General features: G+C 35.0%; 18 protein-coding genes. 8 read left to right on the top strand and 10 right to left on the bottom strand.

From position 1 onward, the window contains the following. Positions 1–6: 6 nt before the first annotated feature. From ACFOW1_RS09615 to ACFOW1_RS09655, 9 genes are read right to left on the bottom strand one after another with little or no spacing between them, the layout of a single operon-like run. Positions 7–261, bottom strand: a complete 255-nt coding sequence (locus ACFOW1_RS09615; RefSeq protein WP_379013894.1) for a hypothetical protein — start codon at positions 259–261, stop codon at positions 7–9. Then, positions 254–622: a hypothetical protein gene (locus ACFOW1_RS09620; protein ID WP_379013895.1), complete on the bottom strand. Its 369-nt coding sequence runs from the start codon at positions 620–622 to the stop codon at positions 254–256. Before ACFOW1_RS09620 ends, ACFOW1_RS09615 begins: the two co-directional genes overlap by 8 nt. A gap of 10 nt (positions 623–632) precedes the next feature. Next, on the bottom strand, positions 633–911 hold the full coding sequence (locus ACFOW1_RS09625) for a hypothetical protein (RefSeq protein WP_379013896.1): 279 nt from the start codon (positions 909–911) through the stop codon (positions 633–635). A gap of 5 nt (positions 912–916) precedes the next feature. Then, entirely contained in the window at positions 917–1,120 is a 204-nt protein-coding gene (locus tag ACFOW1_RS09630) for a hypothetical protein (RefSeq protein WP_379013897.1), read from the bottom strand. Beyond that, entirely contained in the window at positions 1,117–1,350 is a 234-nt protein-coding gene (locus ACFOW1_RS09635; RefSeq protein WP_379013898.1) for a hypothetical protein, read from the bottom strand. Before ACFOW1_RS09635 ends, ACFOW1_RS09630 begins: the two co-directional genes overlap by 4 nt. Next, positions 1,337–1,603, bottom strand: a complete 267-nt coding sequence (locus ACFOW1_RS09640) for a hypothetical protein (protein WP_379013899.1) — start codon at positions 1,601–1,603, stop codon at positions 1,337–1,339. Before ACFOW1_RS09640 ends, ACFOW1_RS09635 begins: the two co-directional genes overlap by 14 nt. 12 nt (positions 1,604–1,615) lie before the next feature. Further along, positions 1,616–1,930 (bottom strand): hypothetical protein, encoded by a 315-nt coding sequence (locus tag ACFOW1_RS09645; RefSeq protein ID WP_379013901.1) that lies wholly within the window; start codon positions 1,928–1,930, stop codon positions 1,616–1,618. A 3-nt stretch (positions 1,931–1,933) separates the two neighbouring features. After that, a complete protein-coding gene (locus ACFOW1_RS09650) occupies positions 1,934–2,263 on the bottom strand; it encodes a hypothetical protein (RefSeq protein WP_379013902.1) in 330 nt (109 codons plus the stop codon). 2 nt (positions 2,264–2,265) lie between these two features. Beyond that, complete coding sequence (locus ACFOW1_RS09655; RefSeq protein WP_379013903.1) at positions 2,266–2,499, bottom strand: hypothetical protein; 234 nt, start codon at positions 2,497–2,499, stop codon at positions 2,266–2,268. Between the two features lie 124 nt (positions 2,500–2,623). On the opposite strand from ACFOW1_RS09655, the gene ACFOW1_RS09660 reads away from it, so the two are divergent. The 8 genes from ACFOW1_RS09660 (at position 2,624) to ACFOW1_RS09695 (ending at position 8,655) form a co-directional block, all read left to right on the top strand. Further along, positions 2,624–2,944 carry a hypothetical protein gene (locus ACFOW1_RS09660; RefSeq protein ID WP_379013905.1) on the top strand — a complete coding sequence of 107 codons (321 nt, stop codon included), beginning with the start codon at positions 2,624–2,626 and terminating at the stop codon, positions 2,942–2,944. A 41-nt stretch (positions 2,945–2,985) separates the two neighbouring features. Beyond that, complete coding sequence (locus tag ACFOW1_RS09665) at positions 2,986–3,924, top strand: hypothetical protein (RefSeq protein WP_379013906.1); 939 nt, start codon at positions 2,986–2,988, stop codon at positions 3,922–3,924. After that, on the top strand, positions 3,921–4,493 hold the full coding sequence (locus ACFOW1_RS09670) for a hypothetical protein (protein WP_379013907.1): 573 nt from the start codon (positions 3,921–3,923) through the stop codon (positions 4,491–4,493). Before ACFOW1_RS09665 ends, ACFOW1_RS09670 begins: the two co-directional genes overlap by 4 nt. A 13-nt stretch (positions 4,494–4,506) precedes the next feature. Beyond that, positions 4,507–4,692: a YozE family protein gene (locus ACFOW1_RS09675; protein ID WP_379013909.1), complete on the top strand. Its 186-nt coding sequence runs from the start codon at positions 4,507–4,509 to the stop codon at positions 4,690–4,692. A 29-nt stretch (positions 4,693–4,721) separates the two neighbouring features. Further along, positions 4,722–5,810, top strand: coding sequence for a hypothetical protein (locus ACFOW1_RS09680; RefSeq protein ID WP_379013911.1), 1,089 nt, complete (start codon positions 4,722–4,724; stop codon positions 5,808–5,810). 230 nt (positions 5,811–6,040) lie between these two features. Continuing rightward, positions 6,041–6,610 carry a DUF1543 domain-containing protein gene (locus ACFOW1_RS09685; protein ID WP_379013913.1) on the top strand — a complete coding sequence of 190 codons (570 nt, stop codon included), beginning with the start codon at positions 6,041–6,043 and terminating at the stop codon, positions 6,608–6,610. 3 nt (positions 6,611–6,613) lie between these two features. After that, positions 6,614–7,261 (top strand): NAD(P)H-binding protein, encoded by a 648-nt coding sequence (locus ACFOW1_RS09690; RefSeq protein WP_379013915.1) that lies wholly within the window; start codon positions 6,614–6,616, stop codon positions 7,259–7,261. Between the two features lie 62 nt (positions 7,262–7,323). Then, positions 7,324–8,655, top strand: a complete 1,332-nt coding sequence (locus ACFOW1_RS09695; protein ID WP_379013916.1) for an MATE family efflux transporter — start codon at positions 7,324–7,326, stop codon at positions 8,653–8,655. A 257-nt stretch (positions 8,656–8,912) separates the two neighbouring features. Here ACFOW1_RS09695 and ACFOW1_RS09700 read toward each other — a convergent pair whose 3' ends face one another. Then, positions 8,913–11,810, bottom strand: a complete 2,898-nt coding sequence (locus tag ACFOW1_RS09700) for a ligand-binding sensor domain-containing protein (protein WP_379013918.1) — start codon at positions 11,808–11,810, stop codon at positions 8,913–8,915. Between the last annotated feature and the right edge of the window lie 172 nt (positions 11,811–11,982).

Raw genomic sequence — 11,982 nt, forward strand, 5'->3', positions numbered from 1 at the left:
TAATCGTTAATGTTTAGGTGCAAAATGTTGTATCAACGGTTGAGATGAAAACGTCATTAACTCGACAATCTCTAATACCTTACTGCTATGTGCTAACACATTGTCGTGAAATGCTTTCATACTGCTATCCTGGTCTATTGCATTACAGTAATTGGCTATCGTTACTATGTCTTTATTAAAAGATGTAAGTGCAGCAGTTAGAATAGCTTTTGTAGGTTCGCTTAATTCTGCAATGGCTAATACTTCTTGTGGGTTAAGCATGTTTGAATGGATTTAAGTAGTAAAGCGTTCTTGTATAATCGTACACATCTACAGCAAGCACTGGTACAATACCAAAAAGTAAAACAGGCAGTTTACGGTCGTCACTATCACAAAAAATGTAGTCGTTTTGTGGTATTAGTTGGTCTACCTCGTCTTGTACCATTTTCATTATGTAGCTAGGTCTATTTTTTTGCTCCTCAACTTCAATAGTAGCAGTCCATCTGTCTACATTATCCCACTTATCAGCCCTGTACCATTTATGAAGTTTAATACCAGGAAACTTTTGCTTTAGATGTGTGAGTACCTTTTTAGCTATACGATGGCGCTGTAAAACGTAGATTTCTAATTGTACTTTAGGCATAGTGCTGTTTTTAAAAGGCATCATTCAATCTGCCATCAACAATGTTGTTTAAACTGTCTAAAAAGCCTTGTTGCTTTCTAGTGTAGCCTGTACCAGTCTTTTTTACATGAACGTGAACGGCTTTGTGTAAATGAACCATGTGCAGCATTGTATCAATCATTCTCATGTCTTTTACTGCTTCATCTATGTTACCGCCGTTATTCTCATAGGCTGCAAGCGTGAACAGCTCTACTTCATCATCTTTCATTATGGCAGTGTCGTATTTTTCAGATGCTATTCTTAGTGTCATGGTTATTACAGATTTGCGGTTGTGGCTAGTATTCTAGCTTTTACCTTAATTAATTGTGTGTTGAGGTTTAATTTTTTTTCACGATACTGTAGGCGGCGTTTATAGCCTGTAGCACGTTCCATTTTGTTGTCCATTGCTTGTATTTCACGCTCTAGGCGGTTCTTTTCTAGCAATAGTTCGTCTGTGGTAAGTTGTGGGTTCGTAGTCATGCTAGTGCGGTTTCAAATACAGCCTGTAGCGGCTCGTGAATGAATATTTTAAAGGCTGTAGCAATCACTTCATTTTCCCTATCGCTAAGCTTTTGCGGTTGGTTCATTTTACGGTAAAAGGTGCGTTCGCTCCAGTACAGGTTTTCAATGATGTATTGCTTCGCTTTTGCCCTTGCATCCATATAGCTTTGATTAATAGCTGCAAATGGGTTGGCTTTAGTTGTAATCATACTTTGTAGGTATTAAATCGTGATTAGATACGGGTGTACCACCTTCGTTATCGTCGTTATCGTCATCATGCAAAAACAATAGCCATGTGTATACATTGCCCATAAGCATGCCTGTAGCTATTTGGATAAGGTGTTTAATAAGGTTACTTGTTATGCCAAAAAACTGATAGATATGGCTAAACGGAATGCAGAAATAAAATAGCAAGAACACGATAAGTAGGGCGGTAGCCCATATAGTAAATGGCTTAAACATTTGTGGTGGTTTTTATAGTATGGCTTTCTCAATAGCTGCTTTAACCTGGTCGTAAACGGCTTGACATTCGGGTGTGCGTGTTGCATCGTAACCTGCTGTTAGATTAGCAGCTAAATTTTCATCGCTCAGCTTTATAGCAGCTTGCAAGGCTTCAAGCATATCGGGGGCGGCTGCAATTAGTTTGGCGTTGGCTAAAGCGTCTACTTCGTTGAACTCGTATTGAGCAATTATTTTGTAAGGGTACTTAGCAGCTTCGTTTATTACATGTACATAAATGCCATGTGTACCGTTAGTTAAAATCCATGGGCCTGGTGTGTGGTTACTCATAGGTTAGGCTTTTACTTGGTTTAACAATTCTTTGTGAGCGGCTGTAAACAGTTGGCTTTCGCTTTGCATATCAAAAAATTGCAACACTAAAGGCATCACAAAATGATTAATCTGCGTAGGCTCTCCGGCCTCTATCTTCATCCAGTCTATTACTGTTTGCTTACGCTTTATGCCGATGGCTTCGGCTAATGCCTCTACTCCATCTTTTACATTTAATTCGCCGTAAGTCATTCGCAATAGTTCTGCAATACGATACTTTGGCTCTAGTTTTCTTGGTACTTCATTCAGCCTCTTTAAGCGCTGAAAATGCGGTGTTGTGGTTACTTGTGACATGGTTAATTTTTAGAGGTGAAAAGATGTTTTAAGCCATTAAGGAAAGAAGATTTCCCAGTGCTAGTTGAACCTTGTATTACCAAAAAATCGTGATTTTTTACACATTGAAGCGTATTGGCTTTAGCGTATGGAACGTCAAGAAATTGATGCGCTTTAAAAGCTTTAGAAACTACCATGGTTGTTGGTCGAGGCGAATTGCCTAAAATGATGGTAAACTCATTTTGAATTTCTTTCATTGTATTCAGTTTTTTTGTACTTTACGGCGGTGTTGATTTTTACGCCTGTGTTAAATAGATTGACACCGTAAAAATTCTAATTATTTTTAGAACAAACAAATTTATTTTCTAAATATTTTAAGAAGTGGCAGAGACAGCAAAAGAAAGATTAGTGCAATTCATTGAAAATGAAGGCATTACTATTAATCAATTCTGCATAAAAAATAATTTCTCAAACAGCTTTTTTAACAATAAAAGTGCAATTGGAAGCGATAAGCTTCTAAATATTTTTAGAAATTATCCTGTATTGAACATGGATTGGGTTATTACTGGTCGTGGGGAGATGATTTTGAAAAATGGAACGGAAAACAATGAATGGAAGGAAAAATATTATGAATGTTTGGAAAAATACAATGCTTGCTTGGAGGGTAAAATTGGTACTGAATCATTGGGAAAAACCGCTTAACCGTGGTGTGGATTAATAATAACTAATAAAAAATAATCACAATGGCTACTGAATCAAAAGTTAAAAGAAAAATTCATTTTTACCAATTGGAATTTGATTATCACGAAGAAAATACACCTACCGATGGAGATAAATTCCGGGAATTTTTTAGTGCATTTTCTAAGCTAGGCAAATCGGGAGTTCGTTACCAACAGTATGGTAACAAAAGAATATTCATGCAAGAGGTCAAATTTAAAGCAGACAGGAAGCTTATTACTGGTAAGTTATTAAGTGTAAGAACTGATTTGTTTCCTGAATTTATCAACTTTACAACAGAAGAAATTAGTGGTATAGATGCTGAAGAGTTGAAAATTGACGGTATTGTGGATACTGTACACTTCGTAATTGATTATACAAAAGATATTCCTGTAGTTGCAGTCGAGTACAATGAATTTGGCGCTAGGTTTAATGACTTTCTTCAGTACGTTCATAAGGTTGGTACATTTAAGAAGTTAATAAATAAACTTAATTATAGACCTGTTGTAAAAAACACTTTGGAAACTATTCAAGAAAGAATTAAGAAATGTTCAGAGTTTATAGTTAAGGTACATAAAAGCAATATTGAGCAAATTAGAAGTGGCGATTTAAAAACGTATACTGCATTAAAAGCTGCTTTGGATGAATTTGATAGCGAGTATGCAACCATTGTTTTAAAATTTGATTATCAGCAAAGAGTAGAAACGTCAGAAGTTAATAAAAGTATTTTTAATCTAGTAAAATTCCTTAAAGATAATCCTGATAAAAATAGAAAATTATTTAATACACTACAGGTGAGGTCTGAAGACAAGAACAAAAATGAACTGCTAGAAGACTTTGACTTTCTGTTAGATAAAGAAGTTGCCGATATTAGTGTTTTAAAAAAGAAAAACTATAGAAGTGTTGTATCTGCAGATATTTTTGAAAAAATGCAGGGTCAAATACTTAAGAAAAATATACAATGAAAAGGTACGATACAAGAGCAGATAAATTAATAGAATTATACCTAAAGAGTCCAATTCTTGTTGACAGCTTTGTGTCAATTATATTTTTTGCTGTAAGTAGATATAAGCCATTATTTATTATTAAGAATATTGATAAAGTTAATCAATTAAATATCGTATCAACCTTAATAGGTACATGTGTATCACTTGCAGGATTTATACTAGCTGCACTAACAATCATTGTAACATTTAAAGCAAATATTGATTCAAAGAGAATTGAGACAAGATGCTCAAGCGATAATAATGAGCAATTAAAAGTCAATAATAATTTTCAAAGTGCCCTGCATTTACTTTTTTCATCTCAACGATACTATAATGGAATAGTAGAAGTTTTTAAAGGCGCACTAAAAGAATTTGTGCTTGTATTTGTAGTCCTATATCTAAGCTGGGTAAACTCAGATTCAATTAAAGCGGGTACTTTCTATGGTTTAACCCAAGTTGCAGTTCTTGCAGTTGCATTAACCATTACAAGAAGCCTAGGAATACTATTTTTAATTCTTAAAGCAGAAGACACCAAACGAGTCGAATAAATTATTGATTAACATGAGTTTAGAACTAGCAATCCAAAATTTAAAAAACGACAGTACACCGCTAGGCGAGTTATGCGAGAAAATACTATTAGATGCAAACTTTCCTAGAAATGACGATGACGAAACGATTTTAAACTATCTACTAGACTATAAAAACCGTTTCCCCGAAGTGGCACATTTAATTGATGAATTGATATAGATAAATATAAACCGCCTTACTTTTTAAAGATGAAAGAATTAAGAAAGCAAATTGAAATTCTTGGTGCAAGAATTTCACGTTTTGTTGTAACAATTACGGAAGAAGCTTTGCATCAATATCCTGATTTGTTTCAAAATTACCACTACTTCAAAAACACAATTGCAGATACAAATGGGAAAATTTTTGAACAAATTCATTTTTTGGAGTCTCAGCAAGAAAAATTAGTCCTATTCAATGAACAGATTGAAAATGTGATAAAGCGAGTTATACTCTGCGATAAAAATGTAGAAGAAGGATTTTCTATGTCACTAAATCAGAAGGTTAACTTTTTAAAGTACATATTAACTGAGCTGTATGAGATTAGTTATGCAATAGCAAATATTTCAAACCAGGTAGCGAATAGATTAGTTACAGAACAGCAAGCTCTTCTTGAAACTCTTAAAGAGAATGCTAGTAATCAAATATTCGAAATTCAGTCATCTCAAAAATTCCAAGAGGAAAAATTCAATGAATTAACTAAGGCACTTCAAGAGGAAATCAATTCAATTAAAGAAACAAATAGCACTCTTTTAGCTGAAAAGAAAATTGAAAAACAAAAAGTAGGTTTTGGCGATATTGCAGATGATGCAAAAAAAAGGTCTGAAAAATGGATAACTGCAACAATTGTAATTATTATATTACTGATAGGGTTTAGTATTTTCTTTTCCTGGTGTTTTGGGGATGATTTTAAGAAGGCATTTGATGCTTCAAAAGCTGATAATTTTTTATTATCGCAAGAGAAAGTACTATTTTATTTTGAATTAGCTAAAAGAACGCTTGTTAGGTTTCTTGTCATTACAATACTTCTAGTATTATTAAAATACTGTTTAAAAAATTACAACTCACTTATGCATTCCTATGCAGTAAATATGCATAAAGCTAGTTGTTTAGATTCAGCTTTAACCATAATGAGAGGTTTTGAAAATCCAAATACAAAAGAGCTAGTAATGACTCTTGCATCTAAAGAAATATTTACCATGGGTAAAACTGGATATTTAAAAAATGAGGAGACAAAGTTTGATTTAAAAGTTATGGATAAGATTGGGGCTTCAGGTAGTTCTAAAGAAAGTGAAGGGTAGTATAAAAAACAAAATTTGTCCGTAAAAGTGAACGGACTTTATAAGTGGTTGATAGGAGTGAATTAGTCTATAAGAAAATGTAGACCTTGTAAGTGATTGATTTTTAAAGAAGTGAAGGTTCTCCCTCGCTCTCCGCCAAGAAACCAAAACATTCAATCCCTCAAGGTAATCTTTGAGGGATTTTTATTTGCTAACCACAGATATTTACACCTCATTAAAACCACATCGTTGTGTTTTCATTACAAGAATTAAAACTTTACATGTTGCTGCTAGGTTGTCGCCCAAGTGGCCGATTTACTGAACAGCATGATATTCTATTTGCCATAGGGGAAAATCCAAAAGCATTGGTACCGCAAATCCTCGAGTTTTGGCCAGAAGCAAAAGGCATTATTCATGTAGATGCTTTTAGAACCGTAACCTTGGTAGATGGTTTTGAGATTTCGGTGGTAGAAAAATCAGAGGCAATTGCTGACCAAACCAACAAACTCTTCTTTATTAATTTAGGTGGTTACAAGCGTGGCGAATTTGACGAATTTCATTATAAAATGTTGGTAGTAGCTAGCGATAAAGATGCTGCTATTGCGCAAGCCAAGCAAACGGCTTTCTACAAGCACACAGGCTTTACAGGCGCACCGTCGCATGTTGATGATAAGTATGGTATTGATGTGGATGATGTGTTTGAGATTAAAGACATTTTGCCGAAGGCGCTAAAGAAAAAATACAGCCTTGCAATACAACCAACAGCCAACATCATAGCGGATGAATTGCATTTAGGCTACTATAAACTTGATAAATTGTAACGGATGAAAAAGGTAATAATTACTGGTGCGAATGGCATGATTGGTAGTTTAATTGTAGATATGTGTTTAAGTAGGGTAGATGTGGCACAAGTAACTTGCATTACTAGAAAGCCTTTAGCATTGCAGCACCCTAAGTTGGTAAATGTGGTGCATGATAATTTTACAGATTACACCACTATTACAGAACATTTGCAACAGCAAGATATTTGCTTTTACTGCATAGGTGTGTACACAGGTCAGGTGCCTGCTGCTGAGTTTAATGCCATAACGATAGATTATACCATTGCCTTTGCCAAAGCATTACGTGAACAAAATGCTAGCGCTTCGTTTTGCTTTTTAAGCGGTCAAGGGGCTGATAGCAGCGAGAAGAGTAAGATATTATTTGCTAAGGCAAAAGGCATAGCAGAGAATCAATTATTAGCATTACAATTTGCCCATACTTACATTTTTAGACCAGGTTATATTTACCCTGTAACCCCTCGTAAAGAGCCAAACAGTATGTATTTATGGATGCGCAGACTGTATAAACTAATGGTGAAAATTTACCCAAATGTGGGCGTAACATCGGTGCAACTTGCTGCTAAAATGGTAGCTATTGGCTTTGACGGGGGCACAAAAACCATTTACGAAAACGCTGATATAAGAGCCTAGCAACAGTTTAATAACCATGTTTCTGGTTTCCCGTAAGGCAAACACCACTATTTTACCCACTTATGATGATGCAGGCATTTAGGGCAACACTAAAAATTGCCATTCCTTTAATATTGGGTAATTTAACGCAGGTTGCTTATGGTTTAATAGACACTGCTATGATTGGCAGATTGGGTTATCGCGAGTTAGCGGCGGCTTCTTTGGTGTCTAATATAGTGGCTATTCCTTTAGTAATAGGTATGGGATTAATGATTGCCATAACCCCTTTGGTGGCTATTGCCAATGGTAAAAACGATTTTCAGAAATCATCGCACATATTATTTAATGGTTGGGTATTGAGTATAGTGGCAGGTACGGTATTGGCTGTAACGGTGCATTTGCTGTCCTTGTATGTACACCATATAGGGCAAGAACCTGCGGTGGCTACATTAGCAAAAAACTACCTCATTATTATGGGTTATAGTTTACTGCCTATGATGGTTTTTTTGGCTACCAAACAGTTTACCGATGCGTTACAATTTACCAAAACGGCCATGATTTTATCCGTTATTTCATTGCCAATTAATGCATTTTTATGCTGGGTATTTATTTATGGCAATTTGGGTATGACCGCTTTGGGTATTAATGGTGCAGGGTTAGCTACACTTATTTCTAGAATTTTATTGGCAATTGCTATGATGGTGGTAGTAATTAAACACCCATTATTTACACAATACATACAATTGCGCAAGCAAGCCTGGCAGGTAAAGCTGAGTACCCTACAAGAGATGCTAAAACTCGGTATACCGAGTAGCCTACAATATTGTATGGAAGCAGGTGCTTTTTCCATTTCTGGCATTATGGTGGGCTGGCTAGGTGCTGTTCAGCAGGCATCGCATCAAGTGACATTAAATTGTGCATCTACCACTTTTATGGCTTCGCTTGGGTTTTCTATGGCAGGCTCTATACGTGTGAGTGATGCGTATAGCCGTGGTAAAGCGGAAGCTATTGCTGCCATTGGCAAAAGCACCGCTATTGGTGGCTTGCTGTATGGTGCTTTTTCTGGATTATTGTTAATTGCTTTGGGTAAATACTTGCCTTATATTTTTACCCAAGATGCCGCCGTGGTTACTACTTCTACCATGTTACTGTTTTATGCGGCGGTTTTTCAAATATCTGATGCTACGCAAGCCATAGGTGTGGGCTTGTGCCGTGGTATTAAAGATGTGGTGCGACCAACCATCTACGTGGCAATTGCTTATTGGGTAATTGGTATTCCTGTTGGGTATATACTCGCCTTTACCTATCACATGGGGGCAGCCGGTATTTGGATTGGTTTAGTAGTTGGGTTGTCTGTTTCATCTATTTTGCTGAACTACCGCTTTTTTAAAAACATAAATAATAAGACTGTGTAAATTTTTTTTAATAAAAATAGTATTACACATTATTATGTGAACGGTATTAATTTATTAAAATAATATTTTTATAAATATTATTATTTTAATTTAAATTTTTAATTCAATTTAATACATTTAAAAAATTTAAATCTTATATCGGTCGGTAGCAAATTGTCTTTCAGTTATTATTATATAATATCAATTTAGGCTTATTGTTTAATTGTTTGTATGCATTTATTTTAAAAAGAAAAACATTATTAACTTATCTTCAGTATTTACACCTTCCCCTGAATACCAATCAAATAGTCAAACAGGCTCGTTTCTGATGGTAATTCTAGCTTCTTACGCAGTCTGTAGCGGCTTATTTCTACACCACGTACAGAAATATTCATTAATTGGGCTATTTCTTTGGTAGATAAATTCATGCGTAAGTAGGCACTTAGTTTAAGTTCATTTGGGGTAATGGTTGGGTGTTTTTCTTTTAGTTCTACCAAAAAATCGCTGTGTACTTTGTCAAAGTGCTTGCTAAAATGTTCCCATTCTTTGTCCATATTATCATCTTCACTTAGCGATTTGATGAGTTTTTTTATCTCAGCAATGGCTTGCGTATTATCAAGCCCTTTCATAATATGCGTGAGTTCACTTTTTATTTTGGTCAACAATTCGCCTTTTTTTACCAAATGCATAGCAGAAGAAGCCAATTCGGAGTTTTTAAAGTTGATGTCATCTTCTAATTTTTCGTTACGTAATGCTACTAAAGCACTTTCAGTTTTACTCAATTCTAATTCGCTTATATAAAGCTGGCGTTTTTGTTCTTCTTTTATGCTAGCTTGCTTTTTCTCAAAGCGCTTATGCTGCCATTGGTTAATATAGTACAAAGCTGTACCAAGCAGAATTAGATAAAATAATTTAGCCCAAATGCTCGCATACCAAGGCGGTAAAATGGTAAATGCATAAGCTGAAACAGCCGATTCGTTACCTAAATTACTGCGTACTTTTACTTCAAACGTGTACTTACCTTCGGGTAAATTAGTATATTCTTTCTCAGTTCTTTTTGTCCATTCGCTCCACGTATCGTCAAAACCCTTGAGCCGGTAGCTATATGTAAGGTTTGATTGGTAACCAAAAAGGGCCGCAGCAAATTCAAAATGAATGGTTTTCCAATTGCTTTTAATGCTCGGTATTGCGGTTGCATCTTGAATTTGTGCCTCGTTTACATCTTTAAAATATCCTCCAAAGATGAGGCTATCACGTTTATCTATAATTTTTACAGCCCTAATTTGTACCTGAAGCTTGGGCAAATTATTTTTATACTTTTCATAGTTGATATTAAAAAAACCATTTTCACCACCCAAAAAAATATTATTATCGTTCACAGGGTAAATAAATTCAAAACCGCTAAGCATTTTATTATTCAATTCTGGCAAGTAAATCAACATGGGTTCTTTGCCTGAAAAATCAATTACTCCCAGCGTTTTCTCGTGAATAAACCAAACATTACCCGATTGGTCTTCTTTTAAATAGCGAATACTTTGGTCGCCAAGTATTTTTTTATAAAATAATGAAGGTTCAAACGTATTTTTTGCGTAATTATAGTTGTAAACACCTTTTTCCGTGGCAATAACTACTTCGTTTTTTACTTTATACACATGATTATTCAATAAAGATGGCAAGCCTTGCTTTGTACCAAAACTGGTACTGGTAAATGAGCCGTTGGTATTTTTTATGATCTGATATACGCCATGATAAGGGTGGGATACCCAAATATGGTCATCTTTATCTATAGCGAAAAAACGAGAAGATTCATGAAAATCAGGTAATTGAAGCGTTTCTGTAAATTTTCCATTGTTGAAATCGAAAAATGAAATCCCTCGGTAATTACCTGCAATCATTTGCTTGGTAGGAAATGTAGCAGAAGTGGGGATAAAATTCCAAAAGCCGCTATTTGGCGAAATAGATTGTAGGCTATTATTAACAATGGTAAAAGCACCTTCATGATGACCAAGTAGCAATTGATTGTTGATTGATGCAAGCCCCCAAGTTTGCCCAAATGTGTTGCTGACCAATGAAAAATTTCCTTTGCTGAAACTAATATCTTTTATGTTATTTTCAAGAGGCACACTATATAAACCATTAGATGTACCAATGTATAATCTATTCTCATTGATAATAGCTGCGTAGCCTGACCCATTTTGTAAAGCTGGTGTAATATGTTTAATGGCACTGTTATAAGCTATCAAATCAATACCATTGTCTAGTCCTAGCCACAAATTACTTTGATTATCTAGAAAAATATTGAGCACATTGTTGTTTTGCAAGCCTTCTGTTTTAGAAAATCGCTGAATAATATTGCCTTTTAAATCAATAATATAGACACCATTATTATTGGTAGCCAAGGCGGTATACTGTTGCGTCACTTTTGTTGCTGCATAAATACGATCGTGTTTAAATAGTTGATCATTGCTCGAATTAAGCTTTGTCAATCGATTTTGTGCAAGTATGTACAAACCATTTTTAAGTGTTGTTATTAAAATACTATCGCCTGAAGCAGGTAAAATGGCTGTAATAGGATCGTTAGTAGCCAATATATTGGTGTTAAATAATGGTTGCCAAATATTATTAGTAAATGTCATAACACCCAGCTTATAATCTTGCGCAAACAATACATTATTGCAAATACCTAGATAAGCCCATTCGCTGGGTGCATTAAATGTTTCAAAGCTTTGACTGTTAAATTTGAATATTTTGTTTGCGGCGCGAAAAAAAATATTATTTTTTACAGTTACTATATCCCATACATCCCCAAACGTTCGGTCTTTTATGGGTATTAGTTGCGTTAAAGCTGTGTATTGTAGTAAGCCATTTTTTCCAGGTGAGAAATAACCTATTTCGTCCTGGCCACCCACATAAACTTTGTTATCGCTGCCAATGGCTACTGAACGTACATTTGTTTTATTGGGTAGGGGATAAATGTTCCAGTTTTTCCCATCAAAAGTGAGTAAGCCTTCGTTATTGGCGCAATATATATTACCGTTTTTGTCTTGCTGCATATCCCAGTTTTGCAAGCCCGCATTATACGTTTGTTTGGTATAATTAATAATATCTGGCAAGCCAATTGTATTTTGGCATAGAGCAGCAATGGGAAAGCACAAAGCTATTAGTAGTTGTTTCATTGCAATTACAATCGTTTGAAGTGTGAAAGTATAAAATTAAGCTTGATGTAGTTGTGAGGTAGCTAAAGTTGTACTGAAATTAGCTTTTTTAGCCTTTATTGATGTAGTAATGTTGTAGTAAAATATTAGTACATGGATGTAGATAACAATAGCTTTACAGAACAAATTATAC

Source organism: Parasediminibacterium paludis (genome assembly GCF_042651445.1).
Taxonomy (GTDB): domain Bacteria; phylum Bacteroidota; class Bacteroidia; order Chitinophagales; family Chitinophagaceae; genus Parasediminibacterium; species Parasediminibacterium paludis.

What these genes read in the sequence shown, in the direction of transcription:
- ACFOW1_RS09615 (WP_379013894.1), bottom strand. Translation starts at nt 261, where the DNA reads ATGCTTAACCCACAAGAAGTATTAGCCATTGCAGAATTAAGCGAACCT.
- ACFOW1_RS09620 (WP_379013895.1), bottom strand. Translation starts at nt 622, where the DNA reads ATGCCTAAAGTACAATTAGAAATCTACGTTTTACAGCGCCATCGTATA.
- ACFOW1_RS09625 (WP_379013896.1), bottom strand. Translation starts at nt 911, where the DNA reads ATGACACTAAGAATAGCATCTGAAAAATACGACACTGCCATAATGAAA.
- ACFOW1_RS09630 (WP_379013897.1), bottom strand. Translation starts at nt 1,120, where the DNA reads ATGACTACGAACCCACAACTTACCACAGACGAACTATTGCTAGAAAAG.
- ACFOW1_RS09635 (WP_379013898.1), bottom strand. Translation starts at nt 1,350, where the DNA reads ATGATTACAACTAAAGCCAACCCATTTGCAGCTATTAATCAAAGCTAT.
- ACFOW1_RS09640 (WP_379013899.1), bottom strand. Translation starts at nt 1,603, where the DNA reads ATGTTTAAGCCATTTACTATATGGGCTACCGCCCTACTTATCGTGTTC.
- ACFOW1_RS09645 (WP_379013901.1), bottom strand. Translation starts at nt 1,930, where the DNA reads ATGAGTAACCACACACCAGGCCCATGGATTTTAACTAACGGTACACAT.
- ACFOW1_RS09650 (WP_379013902.1), bottom strand. Translation starts at nt 2,263, where the DNA reads ATGTCACAAGTAACCACAACACCGCATTTTCAGCGCTTAAAGAGGCTG.
- ACFOW1_RS09655 (WP_379013903.1), bottom strand. Translation starts at nt 2,499, where the DNA reads ATGAAAGAAATTCAAAATGAGTTTACCATCATTTTAGGCAATTCGCCT.
- ACFOW1_RS09665 (WP_379013906.1), top strand. Translation starts at nt 2,986, where the DNA reads ATGGCTACTGAATCAAAAGTTAAAAGAAAAATTCATTTTTACCAATTG.
- ACFOW1_RS09670 (WP_379013907.1), top strand. Translation starts at nt 3,921, where the DNA reads ATGAAAAGGTACGATACAAGAGCAGATAAATTAATAGAATTATACCTA.
- ACFOW1_RS09675 (WP_379013909.1), top strand. Translation starts at nt 4,507, where the DNA reads ATGAGTTTAGAACTAGCAATCCAAAATTTAAAAAACGACAGTACACCG.
- ACFOW1_RS09680 (WP_379013911.1), top strand. Translation starts at nt 4,722, where the DNA reads ATGAAAGAATTAAGAAAGCAAATTGAAATTCTTGGTGCAAGAATTTCA.
- ACFOW1_RS09690 (WP_379013915.1), top strand. Translation starts at nt 6,614, where the DNA reads ATGAAAAAGGTAATAATTACTGGTGCGAATGGCATGATTGGTAGTTTA.
- ACFOW1_RS09695 (WP_379013916.1), top strand. Translation starts at nt 7,324, where the DNA reads ATGATGATGCAGGCATTTAGGGCAACACTAAAAATTGCCATTCCTTTA.
- ACFOW1_RS09700 (WP_379013918.1), bottom strand. Translation starts at nt 11,810, where the DNA reads ATGAAACAACTACTAATAGCTTTGTGCTTTCCCATTGCTGCTCTATGC.